Below are 20621 nucleotides of genomic sequence, written 5' to 3'. Positions count from 1 at the left end.
CGAGCGGCCCGGCCCAGCAGCATCAGGAGAACAGGTGTCACCTACCGCGTGACATCGCTCCCAGGCCCCCGGCGAGAAGGATCAGGAACAGGCCGGGAACGAACGACGGACCGCCGAACAGCGCCCAGATCGCCAGCGTCACGCCCGCCACGCCGCAGACGAGGGCCACGGCCCGGAGGTTACGGCTCATCGGGGCCAGCACCAGAAGCCTCCTCCGTACCAGGGATAGGTGTAGTGGAAACCTACGCCTCGGTCGTGCCAGTCACACGCCCAGATCGCGCCGCCCATGGCGGCCATGAGCGCCGCGATGGCCCCGCCGGTCAGCCCACCGATTCCCGTCCAGGACGTGAGCTCGGCGGCCACCCAGGCGATGCCGGACCCGGCCGCGAGCCCGCGCATCAGCCGGTTGGTGGCCCATTCCGTGAGGTACAGGCTGATGCCCCACCAGTGCCGCTTGAAGCCACCGTGCCGCTTCAGGCCGGTCACGTCGAAGGAGTTGATCGGGTCGCTGGGGTATTCGTAGGCGTTCTGGTTGCCCCCGGCGATCGAGTCGACCGTCAGGAACCTGCCGCTGGCCGGGTTGTAGAGCCGGGCGCCCATGAGGATCAGGGACGCGACGGCGTCGGTGGACCGCTGTGCCCCGCCCAGCCAGTTGTAGCGACCGGTCGAGGTGGCGTCGCGGGCGATGCCGTACTCCGTGGATTCGAAATAGGCGGAGGTGCTGGCACCCGCGGGGTCCGCGGCGGTGGGGACGTGGTTGGGGACGGTCGCGACGACATCACCGTGCAGGTTCGTGAGCTCCAGGGTGGAAGTGCCGTCGGAGGAGTGCACCGCGGCGAGCTTGCCGTCGATGCCGATGATGTTGCGGGACCACGCGGCGGTGGCACCGGCGTCGCTGGAGACCGAGATCCACGACGGGGAGTCGGAGTCGTTGGCGTAGTGGTTGGTGGTCCGCCGGGTCTCCGTACCCGATGTGGTGTCCAGGACCTGGCGGTAACGCCGGGCCGGGTCGACGGTGAAGGTCTTCGCCGCCGTGCCCTGCGTCATGCTGACCGGCAGGTCGGTGTCCTGGTACGCGACCGTCAGCGCGGCGCTGCCCGACGCCAGGTCCGTGGCGGGGGTGGTGAGCGTGCGCCCGAGCCGGTCGTAGGTGTAGCCGGCCGTGGTGATGCGGTTCGCCGTGTCGTAACCGCTGGTGACCGTGCTGGTGGCCGTGGTGCTCTGGCAGTCGCCCTCGGCGGTCGCCGCATAACTGGCCAGCGACGTACGGTCGGACTGCTTGTCGAACCCGTAGCGCCGCGTGACACAGGCACCGTCGGTGGTGTCCTGCACCTGGGTGAGCCGGTTGGCATTGTCGTACGTGTAGTCCTGGGCCGACAGCGGCGACTGGGCGTGCACCGTCTGCCCACCGGGGTTGGCGACCGTGGAGAACTCGACCGTGCCCGCGGCGGCACCGGTGACCGCCGGTAGCTGGTACGCCAGGCCGGTCGGCTGACCGGTGTTGTCGTACGTGTAGGCGGCCGTCATCCCGTTCGGGTACGCCTGGCCGGTCATCCTGCCGCCCGCGTCGTAGGCGGCGGTGAAGACCGAGGGCCCGGTGTCCATCCCGGCGCTCATCGCGAGCAGCAGACCACGGTGCTCGGTGCCGGAGTCGTACGTGTAGGTGGTCGTCCGGACGTCCGCGAACCGGATGGTGCGGCCGTCGACATCGTAGGTGTAGGTGGTCACGCCGCCGTCGGCATCCGTGTACGAGACCGCCCGGCCGAGGGCGTCGTAGGTGTTGGTCAGCACCGCGGATCCCTGGGTCGTCGTGGCCGGCAGCCCGGTCGCGACGTCGTAGGTGCGGCCGGTGGCGGCGACAGCGGTGGACGTGGGCAGCCCGGCGACGCCGATGCTGGTCCCGGTGACGCGTCCCGGCGCGTCATAGCCCGTGGTGGTGGTGCGGACGACCGTGCCCGACGTCTCGGTGACGGTGAGCGGCTGGCCGTACAGGTTGTAGGTGTAGGCCTTCGCCGGCACCGGGAATCCGGCCGAGGGCGCGCCGCCGGGGTCGGTGCGGCACACCATGCCCGTCCAGTACGGCTTGGCGCCGCATGCCGGGTAGGTCGCGTTCGCCGCGCTCGTGTAGTAGGTGGTGACGGTGGTGTTGGCGTCGGTGGCCGCGCCACCCGGCAGACGGGACTCCACGACGCGCCCGGCGGCGTCGTACCGCGTCTGGTTGGTGAGGTCGGCCGTCGAGGCGGCCATGCCCAGCCACGTGGTCTCCGTAGTGGGTGTGTGCAGCACCCAGCCGGAGGTGTTGCCCGTCGCCGAGGAGCCGTCGATCGGGTTGTAGCCGGTCACCGTCGTCCTGGTGTCCGCGGCGGTCGTGACGGTTCCGTCCAGTGCGACGGGGCTCGTCACGGTCTTGGTGACCAGGTGGTACTGGTCGGTGGTGGGCGCTCCCGTGTCGTACGTGAAGGCGGTCCTGACCCGGACGGACGCCACGTCCCCACCGGCGAGCTGCGCGGGGTGCGCGGACCCGAGCGTGGTGGTCAGGTCCACCCCGTCCTCGCTGTAGGTGCTGATGGTGGCCAGCAGATCGGCACGGGCCGCCGAGGAGTTCTGCGACGCCACGTACGGGTCGGTGTCGGCTGTCGGGCTGAGTGCCTGGGCCCGGTTGCCGGCGCTGAGGGACCAGATCTCGTCGCCGTCGACGTTGTAGCGGACGGCGTCGATCTGCCACGCCCCGGCGCCGTAGCCGGCGGTGTCGACGACATGACCGTCGACGTCGGCGTAACTCACCGACGCGTACGGCCAGTCAGCCGCGGCCGGCGCGTAGGCCCCGGTCGCCGGGTTGACGGACGGCACGTGCGAGGCCGGGAAGACACCCGCACCCGTGTACGCCAGGTCGGTGGTCTGCCCCCAGCCGGCCGCGGTGGCACCGGACACGTCCGGGGCACCCACGGCACCGGAGACCGGCAGGTCGTAGGCGACCGCCCGGGTGGCGACGCCGTTCGCCGGGTCGGTGCGGGACACGCCGGAGAGCCGGCCGCGGTTGTCGTACGCCAGCGTCCACGCGTTGAGCCCCGGGGGCGTGATGGTGGCGATGCGCCCGGCCTGGTCGTAGCTGTAGCGGGTCTTCAGCGCGGTGGCGACGCGCGGGTCCCACGCGGCGCGCAGGTGTCCCGTCGAGTCGTAGAGGTAGGCCGCGACCTGCTTGGTGACCATCGCGGCGGACGCGGGGTCGTAGCCGGTCCAGGAGATCGCCGACACCAGGCCGGTGTACGCGCCCCAGCCCGCTTCCTCGGTGCCGGTCGCCGTGGTGGCGGTGGCGTACGTGAGGCGCAGCGCACTGCAGCCGGCCGTGCTGAACGAACTGGTCGTGCACGTGACGCCCGCCGGGGTGGGAGCGAGGATCGTCGTCACCCGGCCGTTGCCGTCGCGGGCGTACGCGGTCTCGGCCTCCTTGCCCGGCTCGTCGACCCAGGCGACCACCCACGCGCCGGCGGTCGTCCTGGTCCACGTGGTGACCGTGCCGTCGGAACCGGTCAGCTGCCAGCCGGTGTACGACGTGGTGTCGGCGGGATCGGCCGGGTTGACGATCGTCGTGGACCTGGCCAGCACGCCGCCGTCGTTCGCGGCGCCGACCCCGAGGTACTTGCCGGAGTACACGCCGGCGGTCTGCTTCACGTACACGGCCTCGGTGCCGTCGGCGTGCTGCAGCGTCAGCGATCCGGACGCGGAGTTGTCGAGCAACGTGGCGTCTCCGGCGCCCGCGTCGGCGCCCGGCAGGGACGCGCGCCAGCCCGCACCGAAGACACCGGACGCACCGGTGGAGGAGGCGGCCGGGACCAGGCTCGTCGCGGTACGGCCGACGCTGAGCCCGCCGACCGAGGAGTCCCCCGCCGAGACCTGGAAGTCACCCGTGGTCAGCGACACCGTGCCGGGGCCGAGGTCGCTGGTGGCGGCATTCTCACCGAAGGTCGTCACCGCGAGGGCGAAGGAACGCTCCGCGGAGTACCCGGCGGCGCCGGACGCGGTGGTGAACTTCGCCCGGACCCGCAGGGCGCCGTCCGGTTCACCGGCCGCGGCCAGCGTCGCGGCGACGTTCCAGTTGAAGCCGGTGAAGGTGACCTGGGAACCGGAGGTCGTACCGGTCAGTGGCCACGACCCGATCGGGGTCGGCGACCCGGCCGGGGTGACGTCGGCCGGGGGCAGATCGGTCCAGGTGGCCGACGTGGCGCCGGGGGCCCACTGGTAGGTGACACCGGTGTAGGTAAGGCCGGCCGACGCGGTCAGGGCCACGGCCTTGGCGGTGGAGGCACCGGCGGCGGGGCTCAGCACGCCACCCGCGCCGACACCGAACGCGTACGTGGTGGCCGCGGTGGACAGGTGCAGCGCGGTGTCGCGGCTCCGGGCGTACAGCGTGTGCCAGCCCGGGGTGCTCGCGATCGTGGACACCGCGACGGCGGCACCGGTGTTGCCGGCGTCGTTGGCCAGGGTCGGCGTTGAAGGGTCGTCCAGACCCCAGTAGTAGCCGGCGCCGTCGGCCGCGGTGGTGTCGAGCGAGCACGAGGTGGTGGCCGCGGCCTGCGCGGTCCAGGTGCCGGCCGGGTACCCACCGCAGGTGATCGCGGGCGCGGCGGGAACGTCGGTGTTGAGCTGGAACTTCGTGGCCGTGGTGGCCGACAGCGCCGCCGGTGTCCAGGCCGAGTAGTCGTAGCCGCCCGCACCGTTGGTGACCCGCGCCCGGCTCTGGTACATCACGTGGGTGTTGTTGCTGAGCACCCCGGCGGGCACGGTGACCTTCGCCGTGGAGCCGGGGGTGATCGCCGCCGAGGTGACGGTGGTGATCTCACCGGTGCCCTCGGCGGTGTTGTTGACGTCACGCGACAGCTTGACCTGCAACGCGACCTTGCCGCCGTCGGCGTTGGACAACTTCGCCGAGAACGTCGGGGTCAGCGACGTCGAGAAGATCCGCGCGCCACCGGTGTTGCTGTCGCTGGTGGTGCCGGCCACCTTCGGCGAGAACGTGACACCGGCCGGCGTACCCGGGTAGGTGTTGTAGACCACCGACATCGTGGGGTAATGCGCCGCGACCGTGCAGCTGGTCGCCGCGGTCGTGTCGAGATTCATCGAGCAGAAATACTTGGTGTACGTCGTGTCGGTCTCGCTGCCGGCCTTGAGCAGCATGCCGTAGTCGGTGAGCTTGCCCGCGACCCACGCCTGCACCATGTTCGTCACCGGGATCGACCCCGTGCCGTTGGCACAGCCCAGGTCCTCGTTGCCGTACGCGAACGACGACGACGCACTGTAGGAGGCCGACGTCGAGTACGTGGGCTGGTTCGCCCAGGTGGCGCTGGTCATCGTGTAGCTCTCGGTGACCGGGTACACGGACATCGAGCGCGCGGTGCACGTACCGGAGTAGTTGGTCCACAGCTTGAGCGCCGCGGAGGTGACGTGCGCGCCCGCCGGGACACTGCTGGTGGTGTTGAACCGCACCAGCGACCGGCGGATGTTGCCCGCTGCGGACACCCCCATGCGCAGGTCGCTGTCGGAGACGTGCGAGTCCGCGTCGGCCTCGGTCACATAGGTGTCGCCGTAGCGTGACACCGAGGACACCGCCGGGTCGATCCACACCGGATACACCGTCGCGGGGTCGTTCAGGAACGCCAGTCCCGCGCTCAGGTCGGCGTACCGGGTGCCGTCGTCGTCGGTGGTCAGCGTCACCGGGACCCGGCGGATCTGCGTGTGCTCCTCGTTGACCACCAGCGAGGAGTACATCTGCGGCGTCGGCATCGTGTACAGCACCGTCGAGGTGGCCTTGCCGGCGTCGGTCCGGACGAAGTCGTAGCCGTCGGTGCCGTTCGCCACCATCGTCATGCCCGTGGTGTCGAAGCCCAGCCGCAGCTTCGGCGCGCTCGTGGGCCGCGACAACAGCTTCAGCGACTGCTCGAAGCCGTCGGAGGTCGCCGTCAGCACCAGCTGCTCGTTGTCGGTGAGCTGGTAGACAGCGGTGTTCCCGGCGACCGTGGGCGCCGGCAACGACGTGGTCCAGGACAGGTCCACGCCACGGGCACCGTTGTCCAGCGTCACCGCCGGACCGTCGCCGCCGGCCGAGAACACCACGTCGGCGGGCGAGGCCTTCGGCGCGTACCCGCCGGCGACCTTCTCCAGGTCGTAGTCGACATCCGCCCAAGTCCCGTCACCGCGCCGGACCCGGACCGGGACCGCCGAGACCTCGGACCGCAGGGAGCCGTTGGGCTGCGCGTACGTCAGCGAGGTCGCCGACGTCTCCCCCGTCACCAGGATGTCGTGACCGGTGGCCCGCGCCGCCAGGAACGCCGACACCTTGTCCGGACGCTCGGCGGCGTCCGCACCGGGAGCGGCCTGCTCAGCGGTGACCGGAGCCTCGGCCCGGGCGGGCGAGGCCACGGCGAACGGGCTGAACAGCAGGGATGCCATGAGGATCGACGTGCGGCGCCGGGCGCGGTGCGCCGACGGCGGTTTGAAGAGCGATGAGGCTGGGCAATCCTCATCGGAAGGCTGGGACATGAGTTCCCCCGTACGACCTGAAGTGACGGAAAGTGTCAGCGTCACCACGTCGTGATCGCGACGGCACAAGGTCGCTCTCCGCCCACACATCGGTCAAGGTCACTGAAGCGTGTCGTTACCTGATTGATGCACCACACACATAAACCGACCCAACATGATCGTTTTAAGTCGGACGCGATCGGATACCGGTAGATCCACACCGATAGAGCCCGGTTCGAGCGGCCGCCACCACGGGGTTTCGAGGGCACGGGAGAGCCCATATCTGACGGTGCGTCACGGCCCGACGGGACGACTCCACGGTGTCCGGACGGACGCCCGAAGCCGCCTCCGCGGTCCACAGTGCGCAACGGCTTTTGTTCGCACAGAACGCCATTGACCGCAAAGCCGGCCGTTCCGGCCGCAACGACGACGACCCGCCCGGTTGCACCTGCCGGGATACGGCCCGGGTCCGGATCTCCACCCGCGTCAGCCGGAGGCGAGCCTTCCCAGCGCAAAAATCACGATCGATGCGACTGGTCGAAAACAGTCGGCCGGCGGATCGCAGGCGGCACCCGGACGAACGACACCCCCGACAGGTCGATCAGCCCCGGACTGCCTCAAGTCGCGCACAGCGACAGATGGCGTACGCGCCTTGATGCGACGAGCGAGACAGCGGCGACAAGCCGGGGGCAGCAAGCAACCGAAGCCGACGCGTTGCTGCGTCTTACGATACGTCTTACACTTGGCGCATGGCTGACACCGTTACGATCCGCACCGATACGGATACCGAGCACGCCTTGGACGTATTGACCCGAGACGGCACCAATCGCTCGGAGGCGGTCCGTCAAGCCCTCCTGGAGGCGGCGGTACGTCGTGAGCGCCTTACCGAGATGAAGCGCGCCTTCCTGCGCCAGCCCATGCCAGCGCCGGACGGAACCAACCTTGCCGACGACATTGCGCGCGAGCGCGAAGGCCACATCCGTTGATCTACCTGGATTCAGCTGCCGCGGTCAAGCTCGTCCATGCCGAAGCCGATTCTCCCGCCCTCCGCGACTTCCTCGACAAACGCTCCACCATCGAGTGGGTCAGCTCCAGCCTCGTGGAGATCGAGACCTACCGGGCACTGGTCCGGTCCACGGGGCCAGCCGACATGCCCGCAGTTATCAATCAATTCCACGCGCTGCTCGACCTCATCGTCCGCGTCGAGATCGACTCCGGAATTCGCATCCTCGCTCAGACCGTCACCCCACCCACCGTACGCAGCCTTGACGCCATCCACCTGGCCACGGCACTACGGCTGCGCGATCAGCAACGACTGACCTCGTTCGTGACCTACGACAAACGGCTCGCCGAAGCGGCGTCAGCAGCTGGCCTCTCCGTGGACATGCCCACCGCCTGAGGCCGGTCGCCGGTTCGAACTGTGGCTCGGCGTTGATGGAAGGGTCGCCATCAAGCTTCCAGCTGACTTTCCCCGATCCTGCGCCGGAGCAGGTTTTCGGGCATTCCGGGGCAAGGGCGGGGATTCTTGGTCTTGACGCAATGCTCGAAGGCCTCGCGGACGAGCGTGAGCGACTGGGCTTCGGAAAACCTGCGGGTCGCTTTTGCCGGTCGATGCGCGGCTCGGCCACCGAGCCGGTTCCACCACTGGATCACGGCTTCGGCAGACTCCATGAGAGGCTGCGCGACCGCACGCAGGGCGCGACCGGCCACCGAGGCGATTGGCGGTAAGTCATGGCTTGACCCTCAGAACCAAGAAAGGGCCCACTGGAGTGGGCCCTGACCTGCGTAAAAGCTCCCCCGACTGGACTCGAACCAGTAACCTGCCGGTTAACAGCCGGCTGCTCTGCCAATTGAGCTACAGGGGATCGAACGTGTCTGACATCCCGCTCGCGCGGGTTGTCGTGGCGACGGAAGAAACAATACATGACCGACCGCCCTCCCCGCTCGGGAGGGGGCCGACACACCCGGGACGGGCCCCCGGGGGAGGAAAGTCGGGTTGGGCGAATGATCGGGCGTCAGGATGGGTATGGGGTGGTCAGACGCAGAAGCGTCGACTAGTGGAAGGAGCCGCCATGCGCGGAAAGCTCATGTTCATCACGGGTCTCGCGGCGGGCTTCGTCCTGGGCAGCCGTGCCGGCCGGGAGAAGTACGAAGAGATCTCGGCCAACGCCAAGAAGGTGTGGGAGCACCCGACGGTCCAGGAGGCCGCTGGTGTCGCCCAGGCGCAGGCCAACAAGCTGTACACCGAGGGCAAGGACAAGCTGAACCAGTCCAAGCTCGGTGAGAAGCTGCACTCGGCCAGCACGACGCGTTCGACGACGACCAGCACCACGACCAACGACTTCTCCGCCTCGGGCGTGGGCTCGAACAGCACCGGCACCACGTACTAAGACGCAGTTCCCATGGCCCGGCCCACCTCGTGGGCCGGGCCATTGCGCGTTCAGGCGCCGGAGGAGAAAGCCGCGTCGAAGGCCGCGGTGGGGGCGTCGAAGGCCAGGTTGCGGACGAAGGCCAGGGCTTCGGGGGCACCGACCAGGCGGTCCATGCCGGCGTCCTCCCATTCGATGGACAGCGGGCCGGTGTAGCCGATCACGTTCAGGGCCCGGAAGCAGTCCTCCCAGGGCACGTCGCCGTGCCCGGTGGAGACGAAGTCCCAGCCCCGGCGCAGATCGGCCCAGGGCAGGTGGGAGGCCATCCGGCCGCGGCGGCCGTCGCCGGTACGGACTTTCGCGTCCTTGCAGTCGACGTGGTAGATCCGGTCCTGGAACTCGAGGATGAAGTTGACCGGGTCGAGGTCCTGCCAGACGAAGTGCGACGGGTCCCAGTTCAGCCCGAACGCCGGGCGGTGGCCGATCGCGTCGAGGGTGCGGCGGGTGGTCCAGTAGTCGTACGCGATCTCGCTGGGGTGGACCTCGTGGGCGAAACGGACGCCGACCTCGTCGAAGACGTCGAGGATGGGGTTCCACCGGTCGGCGAAGTCCTGGTATCCCCGTTCGATCATGGCCGGCGGCACCGGCGGGAACATCGCGACCGTGTGCCAGATCGACGAGCCGGTGAAGCCGACGACCGTCTTCACCCCCAGTTTGGCCGCGGCCCGGGCGGTGTCCTTCATCCGCTCGGCGGCGCGTTCGCGGACGCCCGCCGGGTCACCGTCACCCCAGATCACAGCCGGGAGAATGTCCTGGTGGCGTTCGTCGATCGGGTGGTCGCACACCGCCTGGCCGACCAGGTGGTTGGAGATCGCGTACACCTTGAGGTTGTGCTTCTCCAGCACCGCGCGCTTGCGGTCGATGTAATCGTCCTCGGCGAGCGCCCGGTCGACCTCGAAGTGGTCACCCCAGCAGGCGATCTCGAGGCCGTCGTAGCCCCACTCGGAGGCGAGCCGGCAGACCTCCTCGAACGGCAGGTCCGCCCACTGGCCGGTGAAGAGCGTGATGGGTCGCGCCATGATCTTGTTTCCCCTGTTCGCGTGGTGACGAAGGGGGTTCCGGGGCCGGCGCGAGGAGCCGGCGGCGGCAGGCCCGTGACGGCGTCGCGGCCGGGCCGGGTCTGCGCCTCCCGGCCGGGCCCGCCGTTCGCGGGAGCACCACCTCGAACTCTAGGTGCGGACCCTGCTGTCAGCAAGAACCGGGGGAGAAAGACCGAGCTCGGCAAGCTCGACGACGCCCTGCGACTCGATGTCGAGATATTCGGTGCCGGGCAGGACCGCGTTCATCAGATGCCGGACCGCCGTACGCCAGATCTCGGTGGTCGCCGTCAGCGGAGCGGGCGGATCGGTGTGCAGCGGTACGCGATGACGGATCCGCCACGGCCCCGGCGGAAGGTCGCGCAGCGCGTCACCGAGGTCCTCGACATAGCCGTCGTCGGGAGTGGTGACCGGTTGCGGGTGCGCCTCGTCGACGTAGGACCGCAGCACCCCGGCGGCGGCGGCCGGTTGCGTGGCCTGCAGCGCGGCGGCCACCTGGACCCTGATCACCGGGATGCCGGCGCCCTTGAGCCGCTCCAGGTAGGCGACCGGGTCCTCCCAGGTGCAGGCGAGGTTGGCCAGGTCGAGGCTGACCCCGAGCCGGTCCTTGTCGAGCCGGGAGAACGCCGCGGCAGCCGAGGCCGATCCGTCGAGTACGTATCCCGGGGCGGGCTGGAAGCCGACCCGTACCGCACGGCCGGTCTGCCAGGCCACCTCGGCGAGCCCGCCGGAGAGCCGGCCCAGCACCCGCGAGCAGGCCTTCTCCTTGGCCTGGTCCCAGCCGTCGCGCTTGCCCAGGCCGATCGTGGTGAGCGCGCCGCGGACCGCGTCGTCGGGGAGCAGATCGACCAGGATCCGCGCGAGGTCGAGCGTGTACTCCAGGCGGGCCGGGCTGCTCCAGTCGGGCAGATCGGAGCCCTCGTCGCCGCCCTCGGCGTAGGGCACTCCGCTCAACGTGACAACCTCGAGCCCGCGGGCGTCGAGTTCGGCACGAAGCCGGGTGCGGGCGCGCCCGTCGATGGCGAGGGCGGCGGCGAGGGTGGGTGGCAGCCAGAGGCTCACCCCGATGGAGTCCACGTCGAGGCGGGCCTCGGACAGGTGTGCCCGGACCTGACCGGCGTAGGCGTCGAGTTGCTCGACGACAGCCGGAAGGTCCCGGGCGGGGCGCAGGTCAGTGCCGTGACTCAGATGGACGACCCGGCCCGAATGGTGGCGCAGACGCATCAGAATCCCTCCTGGAGCGGGGCGTCACCGGTGCATTCGCACGTGCATCGGTTCGTGCTGCGTCCAGTATGGACTAGTTGGCCGCGGATCACCGCTGCCGCCGTGGCGGACCGACGGGATGCCATGACGCCTCCATCCATGGGTTGCCTGCCCTTGGATACGAGCCTCGGCCGCCCACCGGATCAGCGGGCGTACTGGCCGTGCGACGTCCTGACCTCTGCGAACATGATCCATAAAGGGGAATTACATTCATGTAGTCCGATGGTCCTGAGTGGTGTGACCAGGGCGACCATCGGGTGCCTGACAGTCCGATGAAGATACCCTGAGAGCGTTCTCAATGCACTATATGCATACTCGGACATGCACGGGACAGTCACACGTGCGAATGGTCCCCATGCGAATGCACACTGCATTTGCCCGCAGGGGTCACCGGGGGTGCCCGAACGTGCCCGCAGCGATGGGAAGCGCCCGCGAAGGACCACCCGGCCGCGGGAAGAGGGCCGTCCAGGACCGCGCTGCAGCCGACAAATGAGGCCGAGCCGGCGGCACGTGGACCCGGCACGGGGCAGGCCGGGACGGGGCAGGCCGGGACGGGGCAGGCCGGGACGGGGCAGGCCGGGACGGGGCAGGCCGGGACGGGGCAGGCCGGGACGGGGTGACGGCGGGGTGATGGTCTCGTGGGCGGTCTGCCCGGATGCGGGCGTGATGGGGCCGGGACGGCAGTGGCCGGGCCTGGTGCCACGGGAGCTTTCGTCGGTCGTACCGATGAAATGGCGGACCGGCGCCGACCGGGAACCCTGACGGTCGGCGCCGGACCACCGTCCCGCCTGCTGCCTGCCGGCCCGGGGCGCAACCCGGCCGGCCCTCGCGGCAGCAAGCGGAAGCGGAACGAACGGCCGCGTAACGAACGGCCGCGTAACAAACGGCCGCGGGTCAGACGGCCGCGGCCAGTTGGGGTTCGACCTGGACCCAGGCTGCGGAGGCCGCTGAGCGTTCGACCGCGTCCAGGACCAGTTGGACCTGGAGGGCGTCGGCGAAGGACGGGGCCGGGTCCTCGCCGGCCGCGATTGCCGCGATGAGGTCTCGGACCTCGTGGGTGAAGGAGTGTTCGTAGCCGATGGGGTGGCCCGGCGGCCACCAGGCCGACAGGTAGGGATGGTCCGGTTCGGTGACCAGGATGCGGCTGAAGCCCTGTTCGGTGCTGGGCAGCGCGCCGTCGTAGAACTCGAGTTCGTTCATGCGCTCGAAGTCGAACGCGACCGAGCCGAGGGAGCCGTTGAGTTCGACGCGCAGGCCGTTCTTGCGGCCGGTCGCGAAACGGGTCGCCTCGTATGTCGCCACCGCTCCCCCGTCGAGGCGGGCCAGGAACAGCGCCGCATCGTCGACCGTCACCTCGCCGGAGGTCTTGGATCCGTTCAGCAGGGGTCTTTCCCGGACGAACGTCTCGGTGAGCGCGGTGACCGCGGTGATGTGGGTGCCGGTGATGAACTGGGTGAGATCGACGATGTGCGCGCCGATGTCGCCCAGCGCGCCCGAGCCGGCCACGTCCTTGCGGAGCCGCCAGACCAGGGGGAATTCCGGGTCGACGATCCAATCTTGCAGGTAGACCGCGCGGATGTGCCGGACCGTGCCGATCCGGCCGGCCGCCACCAGCCGGCGCATGAGTTCGACGGCCGGGACCCGGCGGTAGTTGAACGCGCACATCGAGCGGATGCCCCGGCTCTGCGCCGCCGCGGCCGCCGCGGCCATGTCGCGGGCCTCGGCTACGGTGTTGGCCAGCGGTTTCTCGCAGAGGACGTGTTTGCCGGCGGCCAGTGCGGCGATGGCTATCTCCGCGTGGGTGTCGCCGGGGGTGCAGATGTCGATCAGGTCGATGTCGTCGCGGGCGACGACATCGCGCCAGTCGGTGGCGTGCGACTCCCAGCCCAGCTTGGCGGCCGCCGTGGCGGCCCGCTGGTCGTCGCGGCCGGCCACCACCGACATCCGTGCCGACAGCGGCAGGTCGAACGCATGGTTGACGGTCCGCCAGGCCTGTGAGTGCGCGGCGCCCATGAACGCATGGCCGACCATGCCGACTCTCAGCTGCCCCATCGTGATCTCCGTTCGGTGAGCGTCAGAAACCGAGCTTGGCGTACTGAGCTGCGTTCTCCTTGGTGATCGTCTCGGAGGCGAGGGTGATCTCCTTGGGGACCTCCAGCTCAACCAGGTCCGACATGCCCTTGCCCTGGCCGATGAGCCGGGCGAGGGAGATCGCGGACGAGGCCATCGACGGGCTGTACGTGACCGTCGCCTTGAGCACGCTGGTGTCCGCGATGATCTGGTCGATGGCCTGCTTCGACCCGGCGCCGCCGACCATGATGAATTCCTTGCGGCCCGCCTGGTTGGCCGCGGCGAGCACGCCGATGCCCTGGTCGTCGTCGTGGTTCCAGAGCGCGTCGAGTTTCGGCAGGGCCTGCAGCAGCTCGGTCGCGGCGCGCTGCCCGGTGTCGGCGGTGAACTCGGCCGGGCGGCGGTTGGCGACCTTGAAGCCGTACACGCCGAGCGCCTCGTTGAAGCCGGCCGAGCGTTCCTGGGTCAGCTCCAGCGAGTCGATGCCGGGGATCTCGCCGATGATCGGGTTGGTGATGTTCTTGGCCTTGAGCTGCTCGCCGATGTAGGTGCCGGCGGCCAGGCCCATACCGAAGTTGTCACCCTTGATCTGCAGCCGGTAGGCACCACGGTCCGGGAACGCCCGGTCCAGGTTGATCACCGGGATGCCGGCCCGCATGGCTTCCAGGCCGACCGCGTTGAGCTCCTTGCCGTCGTGTGGCAGCAGCACGATGACGGTGGGCTTCTGGGCGATCAGGGTGGAGAGCGCGGCGCGCTGGGCGGCGGCGTCGGTCCCGGCCTCGACGCTGCGGAACTCCACGTCGGAGTACGCGGCGGCCTGCGCCTTGGCGTTGTTGGTGATCGCGGCGACCCAGCCGTGGTCGGCGCCCGGTGCGGAGAAGCCGATGACGACCTTCTCGCCGGAGGCGGCGTTCGGGTTGGCCTCGGTGTCCTTGTTGGTGTTGATCTGGGTGTTCTCGGTGGGGGCGTTGCTGGTGCAGGCGGTGAGCAGGGCACCGGCGCCGACGGCGGCGCCGCCGAAGAGGATGCGACGACGGGACAGATCGTTCATCGTATTTCTCCCAGGGTCGACCAGGCGGCCCATGGGGTCGCCTGACTTTTTCAACAAGATCAGGAGCTGGACTTGCGTCCGAGGAGCTGGGTGAGAGAGCGGTAGCGGAACTGCTGCAGGAGCACGGCCGCGACGATGATGCCGCCCTTGACCATGTTCTGGACCTCGGTGGAGAGGTTGTTGATCGCGAACAGGTTGGTGATGGTGGAGAAGACGAGCACCCCGAACAGGGCGCCGATGATGGTGCCGCGGCCACCGCTGAGCAGGGTGCCCCCGATGATCGCGGCGGCGATCGCGTCGAGTTCGTAGAGGTTCGCCATCGCGGCCTGGGCGCTGGTCGCCTGTGAGGTGAGCATGATCGCCGCGATGCCGCAGCAGAGGCCGGAGAGCGCGTACAGCAGCACGGTGTGCAGCCGCACGTTGATGCCGGCGAGCCGGGCCGCCTCGGGGTTGCCGCCGACGGCGACCGTGCGCCGGCCGAACGTGGTGCGGTTGAGCAGGACCCATCCGGCGGCCACGACCAGGGCCAGGATGATCACCAGCATCGGCACCCCGAGGATCTTGGTGCTGGCGATGCCGTTGATCGTGCTGTCCGCCGAGACCTGGGTCTGCTTGCCGGAGATCTGCGCGGCGAGACCGCGCGCGGCCACCATCATGGCCAGGGTGGCGATGAAGGGCACCAGCCTGCCGTACGAGATGAGCACCCCGTTGATGAGTCCCACCACGACCCCGACCAGCAGGGCGGTGAAGATCATCCCGAACGTGCCGTAGCTCTGGGTGGCGAGCGTGGTGGACCAGACACCGGCCACCGCGATGATCGCGCCCACCGACAGGTCGATGCCGCCGCCGATGATCACGAACGTCATGCCGACGGTGACGACCCCGATCGCGGAGGCCTGCTGCAGGATCGTCCAGATGTTGTTGGTGACCCAGTTCGCGTCGCCGTACAGCTCCGGGCGGGTGACCGCACCGATGATCACCAGGATCACCAGGACGCCGACCAGCCCGAGGTTGCGGCGGACCGGGTCGGCCGCGTCGCCCCTCCACCACGTTGCCTGCCACCACGGTGTCGCGGTGTTCGGCGCCGGCTGCGGGGAGTCGACGTGCTTCGGTCTGGTGCTCTGATCCGTCATAGCTGAGCCTCCCCTTCCATGAGGGACCCCGCCATCACGAGGTCCAGAACCGTGGCTTCGTCGATCTCCCCCGCCGGTGCTTCGTGGATCAACCGGCCCTCGCGCATGACCAGCACCCGGTCGGCGAGGCCGAGCACCTCGGGGACCTCGCTGGACACCAGCAGCACACCCACGCCGCCCGCCGCGAGATCCTGGATGACCTGGTACAACTCGGCCCGGGCGCCGACGTCCACGCCCCGGGTCGGTTCGTCGAGCAGCAACAGCTTCGTGCCGCCCAGCAGCCAGCGGCCGACCACCACCTTCTGCTGGTTGCCGCCGGACAGCGTGCGCACCGCCCGGTCCACGTTGCGGGGACGCAGTTCCAGCTGGTCGGCCGTCTTCAGGGCCGCCGCGCGTTCCTTGCCGGTGTCGGTGAATCCGCCCCGGGCATAGCCGGAGAACGACGAGAGCGTCATGTTGCGGTAGATCGGCTCGTCGAGCAGCAGCGCCTGGCTCTTGCGTTCCTCGGGCGCCATGCCGATGCCGGCTCTGACCGCGGCACCGATCGAGCTGATCCGCTTGCCGTTCAGGGTGACGGTGCCGCGGTCCGCCCGCCGCGCCCCGAAGATCGTCTCGAGCAGCTCTGAGCGCCCCGAGCCGACCAGCCCGGCGATGCCGACGATCTCCCCCGCCCGCACGGTCAGCGCGGCATCCTCGAACTCACCCGCCCGGCTCAGGCCCTCCACCTGCAACAACGGCTCAGGTTGGGAGGTCGCTGCGACGCGGGGCGGGAAGACGTACTCGATGGTGCGCCCGGTCATCCGGCTGACGAGTTCGCGCGTCGGGGTGTCGCGGGCGGGCAGGTTCGCCGCGGTGGTGCGGCCGTCCTTGAGGACGGTGACCCGGTCGCCGATGTCGCGGATCTCCTCCATCCGGTGCGAGATGTAGATGACCGCGATGCCGTGCGAGGTCAGCTCCCGGATGATCCGGAACAGGTTCTCCACCTCGTCGTGCGCGAGCACCGCGCTGGGCTCGTCCATCACGATCAGCTTCGCGTCGTGCGACAGCGCCCGCGCCATGCTGACGATCTGCTTGCCCGCGGCCGGTAGCGACCGGACCAGGCGGCGCGGCGGGATCTGCGGGTGCCCGAGCCGGGCCAGGATCTCGCGGGTACGGGCGGCGGTCCCGCGTCGTCGCAGAAAACCCGCGCGGCTGCTCTCGTGACCGAGGAACGCGTTCTCCGCCACCGACAGGTCGTCGACGAGGTCGAGCTCCTGGTAGATGGTGGCGATCCCGGCCCGCATCGCGGCCTGGGGGCTGGCCGGCGCGAACGGCTCGCCCTGCCACATGATGGTGCCCTCGTCGGCCTGGTGCACCCCGGCCAGCACCTTGATCAACGTGGACTTGCCGGCGCCGTTCTGGCCCAGCAGGCAGTGCACCTCGCCCTCGCGGACCTCGAGCTCGACACCGTCCAGTGCCCGTACGCCGGGGAACGTCTTGGCGACGCCGCTGAGCTGCAGAACAACCGTGGGCTCGGTCATGATGCCTGCTCGAACGCGGTGTCGCTGGCCAGCACGGCGGCACCGGTGACACCGGCCCGCGCGCCGAGTTCACTGAGGACCACGGGCAGGTTGCCGGTCGCCAGCGGTAACGAACGCCGGTAGACGATGCTGCGGATCTCCGCGAGCAGGATGTGACCCAGCTGGGCGAGCCCGCCCCCGATGACGATCATCGACGGGTTCGAGAAGCTGACCAGCGTGGCGAGCACCGCGCCGACCCGGCGACCGCCGTCGCGGATCAACCGGATGCAGGTCACGTCCCCCTCCGCGGCCCCCTCGGCCACGTCGCGGGCGCCGAGGGCCTTGTTGGCGGCGAGGCGTTCGGCCAGGGCCGGGGACTCCCCGCTGCGGGCCGCGGCGAGCGCGTCGCGGGCCAGGGCGGCGCCGCTGAACAGCGCTTCCAGGCAACCGGCGTTGCCGCACGAACACATCGGCCCCTGCGGATCGACCTGGATGTGCCCGATGTCGCCGGCGCAGCCGTCCACCCCCCGGTACACATCGCCGCCGAGGTGGATACCGCAGCCGATGCCCGTACCTATCTTCACGAAGAGGAAGTCGTCCACCGAGTGGGCGACCCCGCCGTGCCGCTCCCCGATCGCCATGATGTTGACGTCGTTGTCCACGACCGCCGGGCAGCCGTGCTCGCGGGTCAGCAGCTCGCGCAGCGGATAACGGTCCCAGCCGGGCATGATCGGCGGCGAGACCGGGACACCGTCACGGAAACTGACCGGGCCGGGCACGCCGATCCCCACCGCGTCCAACTTCTCGTACGCGCCGTCGGTGCGCGCTTTCGCCAGCAGTTCGTTGATCCGGTGCAGGATCGCTTTCGGCCCGGACCGGATGTCGGTGCTTTCCCGGTACGCGGCGACGGGCTCCAACCGCCCGTTGGTCACCTCGATGTCGATGGAACTCGCGCCGAGGTCGACGGCGGCGAACCGCAGCCGGGGGTTCAACTCGACCAAAGTGGAGCGTCGGCCGCCCCGCGAGGCGGCCATCCCGGCCTCGGCGATGTAGCCGCCGGCGACGAGTCGTTCGACCTCGGCGAGCAGTCGCGGGCGGGTCAGACCGAGGCGGTCACCGAGCTCGGCACGCGAGATCGGACCCTCGTCCCGCAGCAGACGGAGCAGACGATGGTGGGGGGCGTCGACGACATGCACGGGTACCTCCGGCCGTTCACACCGCCGAAACGGAACGGTGTCACGCCCGTCACACTAGGTCCCTTCCGCCTCACTAGTCCATACCTTCTCGATGATCCCCGCCAACTTTTGTCTTGAGAGGCAAAAGTGTCCTATCGCTCCGTACGCAGGCGGCTATCGCTCCGCGCACCGGCGGCTATCGCTTCGTACGCAGGCGGCTATCGCTTTGCGAGCGGGCCGCTATCGCTTCGTGCGCAGGCCGTCCAGGGCCAGGGCCAGCACCCGGTCCCGCTGGCCATCGTCCACAAAGGCCGCCGAGGTCAGGCCGGAGACCAGGCGCAGCACGTCGTCGAACGCGACATCCGCGCGCACCTCACCGGCCTCCTGCGCCCGCGCCATGAGCGGTTCGCCGGCCGCGTACATCGCCGCACGGCAGGACCGGAACATCTCCGACTCGCGGTTGAGCGCCTCGATGATGGCCCGCTTGGTGACGACATACTCCACAAAACGCTGCAGCCAGGCGGTCAGCGCCTCCCACGGCGGCAGTGTCGCCACGGCCTCGGCCACGTCGCCCAGCTGGTTGATCTCCTCCACGTAGACACTCTCGAAGAGGTCCTTGCGCGTGGGGAAGTTGCGGTAGAGCGTCCCGATCCCGACGCCGGCGCGCTTCGCGATGTCCTCCAGCGAAGCCTCGGTGCCCCCCTCGGCAAAAGCTTCCCGCGCGGCGACAAGCAGAGCGTCGAAGTTTCGGCGCGCGTCAGCCCGCTGCGGACGGCGAACCGTAGCGGCCACCCGCACCCTCGCCGACACCGTTGGCTCGGTCACGTTATCCACCTCACACTCCCGCCCCTTGCTAACCGGAGGCACACCTCCGCTAATGTGGAGGCATGCCTCGACTTTATCATCGCTCACCGCGGGCCACGTTCGCGGTGCTCGCGGCGGCCGCCGCCGCCTTCTCGTTGATGCAGTCGCTGGTCACGCCGGTGCTGCCGACGATCCAGCAGGACCTGCACACCACCCCGGGCACCGTGACCTGGGTCCTCACCGCCTGGCTGCTCTCGGCGTCGGTCGCCACCCCGCTGATGGGCCGGATCAGCGACATGCTCGGCAAGGACCGCACGCTGCTGGTCGCGCTCGCCGCGATCGCCGTCGGCTGCCTGCTCGCCGCACTCGCGCCGAACGTCGGCGTGCTCATCACCGCCCGCGTCGTCCAGGGTCTCGGCGCCGCCGTCTTCCCCGTCTCGTTCGGCATCATCCGCGACGAGTTCCCGCCCGCCCGGGTCACCTCGGCGGTCGGTGTCCTCGCCGCCGTCATCGCCACCGGCAGCGGGTTCGGCATCGTGCTGGCCGGCCCGATCGTGGGCGCCCTCGACTGGCGCTGGTTGTTCTGGATCCCCATGGTCGTGGTCATCGGCGTCGGCATCCTGGCCTGGCGCGTCGTGCCGGCCTCGCCCGTGCGCACCCCTGGACGGGTCAACTGGCTCTCCGCCGTGCTGCTCTCCGGCTGGCTCGTCGCTCTGCTGCTCCCGTTGAGCAAAGCGACCGCGTGGGGCTGGAGCTCCGGTCGTACCCTCGGATTGTTTGCTGTGGCAGTGGTCTTCTTCGCCGCCTGGTTCGCCGCCGAGGTCCGCTCGGCCAACCCCCTGATCGACATGCGGATGATGCGGCTGCACGCGGTCTGGACCACCAACCTGGTCGCGCTGCTCTTCGGCGCCGCGATGTTCGGCGTCTTCGCGTTCGTGCCCCAGCTCGTCCAGGTGCCGGCGGTCTCCGGCTACGGTTTCGGCGCCGACATCACCGGCGCCGGCCTGCTGATGCTGCCGATGCTGGTGGCCATGGCGGTGTTCGGCTCGCTCAGCGGCCCCCTCACCCGGTGGGCCGGCAGCAAGGCCCAGCTGCTCTGGGGAGCCGGGCTCAGCACGCTCGCCTGCCTCTCCTTCGCGCTCAACCACGACGAGAAGTGGGCGGTCGCGGTCGCCGGCGCGGTCTTCGGCATCGGCCTGGGCCTGGTGTACTCCTCGCTGATCAACTTGATCGTCCAGGCGGTCCCGCCGCACCAGACCGGCACGGCGAGCGGCATGAACACCAACATCCGCACGGTCGGCGCGTCCATCGGCACGGCCGTGGTCAGCGCGATCGTCACCAGCCATCCCGGTGCGCAGGGCCTCCCGGCCGAACGCGGCTACACGCTGGCGTTCCTGGTCCTGGCTGCGGCGGGGGCGGCGGCTTTCGCGGTCGCGCTGCTGGTCCCGGCGGCCCGGCGCGCTGTCGCCCCGGAGCCGGCCGTTCTCCCGGAGCTCACCCCGGTCGAGGTCTGAACCGGTCTTTCGACAGCGACGCGGGGGGGGGGGGGGGCCCCCCCCCCCGCCGGGGGGGGGGGGGGGGGGCCCCGGCGGGGGGGGGGGGGGCGGCGCGCGGGGCCCCGATTATGTGGCAGACGTTAGGGTT

General features: G+C 69.9%; 14 protein-coding genes and 1 tRNA gene. 4 read left to right on the top strand and 11 right to left on the bottom strand.

Translation table 11 applies throughout. From position 1 onward, the window contains the following. Window positions 1-37: 37 nt before the first annotated feature. Window positions 38-190: a hypothetical protein gene (locus tag ACIA6A_RS13015; protein ID WP_396097752.1), complete on the bottom strand. Its 153-nt coding sequence runs from the start codon at window positions 188-190 to the stop codon at window positions 38-40. Continuing rightward, the gene (locus ACIA6A_RS13010) at window positions 187-6447 is read right to left on the bottom strand and encodes a DNRLRE domain-containing protein (protein ID WP_396097751.1); all 6261 of its coding nucleotides are present in this window, start codon (window positions 6445-6447) and stop codon (window positions 187-189) included. Before ACIA6A_RS13010 ends, ACIA6A_RS13015 begins: the two co-directional genes overlap by 4 nt. A gap of 818 nt (window positions 6448-7265) precedes the next feature. Here ACIA6A_RS13010 and ACIA6A_RS13005 point away from each other — a divergent pair. Both ACIA6A_RS13005 and ACIA6A_RS13000 read left to right on the top strand, forming a co-directional pair. Continuing rightward, the gene (locus tag ACIA6A_RS13005) at window positions 7266-7502 is read left to right on the top strand and encodes a hypothetical protein (RefSeq protein WP_396097750.1); all 237 of its coding nucleotides are present in this window, start codon (window positions 7266-7268) and stop codon (window positions 7500-7502) included. Next, window positions 7499-7915: a type II toxin-antitoxin system VapC family toxin gene (locus ACIA6A_RS13000; protein WP_396097749.1), complete on the top strand. Its 417-nt coding sequence runs from the start codon at window positions 7499-7501 to the stop codon at window positions 7913-7915. The genes ACIA6A_RS13005 and ACIA6A_RS13000 overlap by 4 nt, the downstream gene beginning before the upstream one ends. A 393-nt stretch (window positions 7916-8308) precedes the next feature. Here ACIA6A_RS13000 and ACIA6A_RS12995 read toward each other — a convergent pair. Beyond that, window positions 8309-8381, bottom strand: a tRNA-Asn gene (locus tag ACIA6A_RS12995). 207 nt (window positions 8382-8588) lie between these two features. Here ACIA6A_RS12995 and ACIA6A_RS12990 point away from each other — a divergent pair. Beyond that, window positions 8589-8906, top strand: a complete 318-nt coding sequence (locus ACIA6A_RS12990; protein ID WP_396097748.1) for a hypothetical protein — start codon at window positions 8589-8591, stop codon at window positions 8904-8906. Window positions 8907-8956: 50 nt separating this feature from the next. On the opposite strand, the gene ACIA6A_RS12985 is transcribed toward ACIA6A_RS12990, so the two are convergent. From ACIA6A_RS12985 to ACIA6A_RS12950, 8 genes are all read right to left on the bottom strand, one after another. Next, window positions 8957-9964 (bottom strand): sugar phosphate isomerase/epimerase family protein, encoded by a 1008-nt coding sequence (locus ACIA6A_RS12985; RefSeq protein WP_396097747.1) that lies wholly within the window; start codon window positions 9962-9964, stop codon window positions 8957-8959. Between the two features lie 150 nt (window positions 9965-10114). Further along, window positions 10115-11206 (bottom strand): xylose isomerase, encoded by a 1092-nt coding sequence (locus tag ACIA6A_RS12980; protein WP_396097746.1) that lies wholly within the window; start codon window positions 11204-11206, stop codon window positions 10115-10117. A 933-nt stretch (window positions 11207-12139) separates the two neighbouring features. Beyond that, window positions 12140-13297: a Gfo/Idh/MocA family protein gene (locus ACIA6A_RS12975; RefSeq protein WP_396097744.1), complete on the bottom strand. Its 1158-nt coding sequence runs from the start codon at window positions 13295-13297 to the stop codon at window positions 12140-12142. Window positions 13298-13319: 22 nt separating this feature from the next. Next, window positions 13320-14366, bottom strand: coding sequence for a substrate-binding domain-containing protein (locus ACIA6A_RS12970; RefSeq protein WP_396097743.1), 1047 nt, complete (start codon window positions 14364-14366; stop codon window positions 13320-13322). 59 nt (window positions 14367-14425) lie between these two features. Then, a complete protein-coding gene (locus ACIA6A_RS12965; protein ID WP_396097742.1) occupies window positions 14426-15499 on the bottom strand; it encodes an ABC transporter permease in 1074 nt (357 codons plus the stop codon). Beyond that, window positions 15496-17019 carry a sugar ABC transporter ATP-binding protein gene (locus ACIA6A_RS12960; RefSeq protein ID WP_396097741.1) on the bottom strand — a complete coding sequence of 508 codons (1524 nt, stop codon included), beginning with the start codon at window positions 17017-17019 and terminating at the stop codon, window positions 15496-15498. The genes ACIA6A_RS12965 and ACIA6A_RS12960 overlap by 4 nt, the downstream gene beginning before the upstream one ends. Then, window positions 17016-18194, bottom strand: a complete 1179-nt coding sequence (locus ACIA6A_RS12955; protein ID WP_396097740.1) for an ROK family protein — start codon at window positions 18192-18194, stop codon at window positions 17016-17018. Before ACIA6A_RS12955 ends, ACIA6A_RS12960 begins: the two co-directional genes overlap by 4 nt. 219 nt (window positions 18195-18413) lie before the next feature. Then, window positions 18414-18998, bottom strand: coding sequence for a TetR/AcrR family transcriptional regulator (locus tag ACIA6A_RS12950; protein ID WP_396097739.1), 585 nt, complete (start codon window positions 18996-18998; stop codon window positions 18414-18416). Between the two features lie 62 nt (window positions 18999-19060). On the opposite strand from ACIA6A_RS12950, the gene ACIA6A_RS12945 reads away from it, so the two are divergent. After that, window positions 19061-20491 (top strand): MFS transporter, encoded by a 1431-nt coding sequence (locus ACIA6A_RS12945; RefSeq protein ID WP_396097738.1) that lies wholly within the window; start codon window positions 19061-19063, stop codon window positions 20489-20491. The last annotated feature ends 130 nt before the right edge of the window (window positions 20492-20621 follow it).

It is taken from the genome of Actinoplanes sp. NPDC051494 (assembly GCF_044454705.1).
Taxonomy (GTDB): domain Bacteria; phylum Actinomycetota; class Actinomycetes; order Mycobacteriales; family Micromonosporaceae; genus Actinoplanes.
The sequence above is the reverse complement of the archived record's forward strand: the minus strand, read 5'-3'. Positions and strand labels throughout refer to the sequence as shown.

Excerpts from the sequence above, each read along its gene's own strand:
- ACIA6A_RS13015 (WP_396097752.1), bottom strand. The coding sequence starts at position 190 with ATGAGCCGTAACCTCCGGGCCGTGGCCCTCGTCTGCGGCGTGGCGGGC.
- ACIA6A_RS13010 (WP_396097751.1), bottom strand. The coding sequence starts at position 6,447 with ATGGCATCCCTGCTGTTCAGCCCGTTCGCCGTGGCCTCGCCCGCCCGG.
- ACIA6A_RS13005 (WP_396097750.1), top strand. The coding sequence starts at position 7,266 with ATGGCTGACACCGTTACGATCCGCACCGATACGGATACCGAGCACGCC.
- ACIA6A_RS12990 (WP_396097748.1), top strand. The coding sequence starts at position 8,589 with ATGCGCGGAAAGCTCATGTTCATCACGGGTCTCGCGGCGGGCTTCGTC.
- ACIA6A_RS12985 (WP_396097747.1), bottom strand. The coding sequence starts at position 9,964 with ATGGCGCGACCCATCACGCTCTTCACCGGCCAGTGGGCGGACCTGCCG.
- ACIA6A_RS12980 (WP_396097746.1), bottom strand. The coding sequence starts at position 11,206 with ATGCGTCTGCGCCACCATTCGGGCCGGGTCGTCCATCTGAGTCACGGC.
- ACIA6A_RS12975 (WP_396097744.1), bottom strand. The coding sequence starts at position 13,297 with ATGGGGCAGCTGAGAGTCGGCATGGTCGGCCATGCGTTCATGGGCGCC.
- ACIA6A_RS12970 (WP_396097743.1), bottom strand. The coding sequence starts at position 14,366 with ATGAACGATCTGTCCCGTCGTCGCATCCTCTTCGGCGGCGCCGCCGTC.
- ACIA6A_RS12965 (WP_396097742.1), bottom strand. The coding sequence starts at position 15,499 with ATGACGGATCAGAGCACCAGACCGAAGCACGTCGACTCCCCGCAGCCG.
- ACIA6A_RS12960 (WP_396097741.1), bottom strand. The coding sequence starts at position 17,019 with ATGACCGAGCCCACGGTTGTTCTGCAGCTCAGCGGCGTCGCCAAGACG.
- ACIA6A_RS12945 (WP_396097738.1), top strand. The coding sequence starts at position 19,061 with ATGCCTCGACTTTATCATCGCTCACCGCGGGCCACGTTCGCGGTGCTC.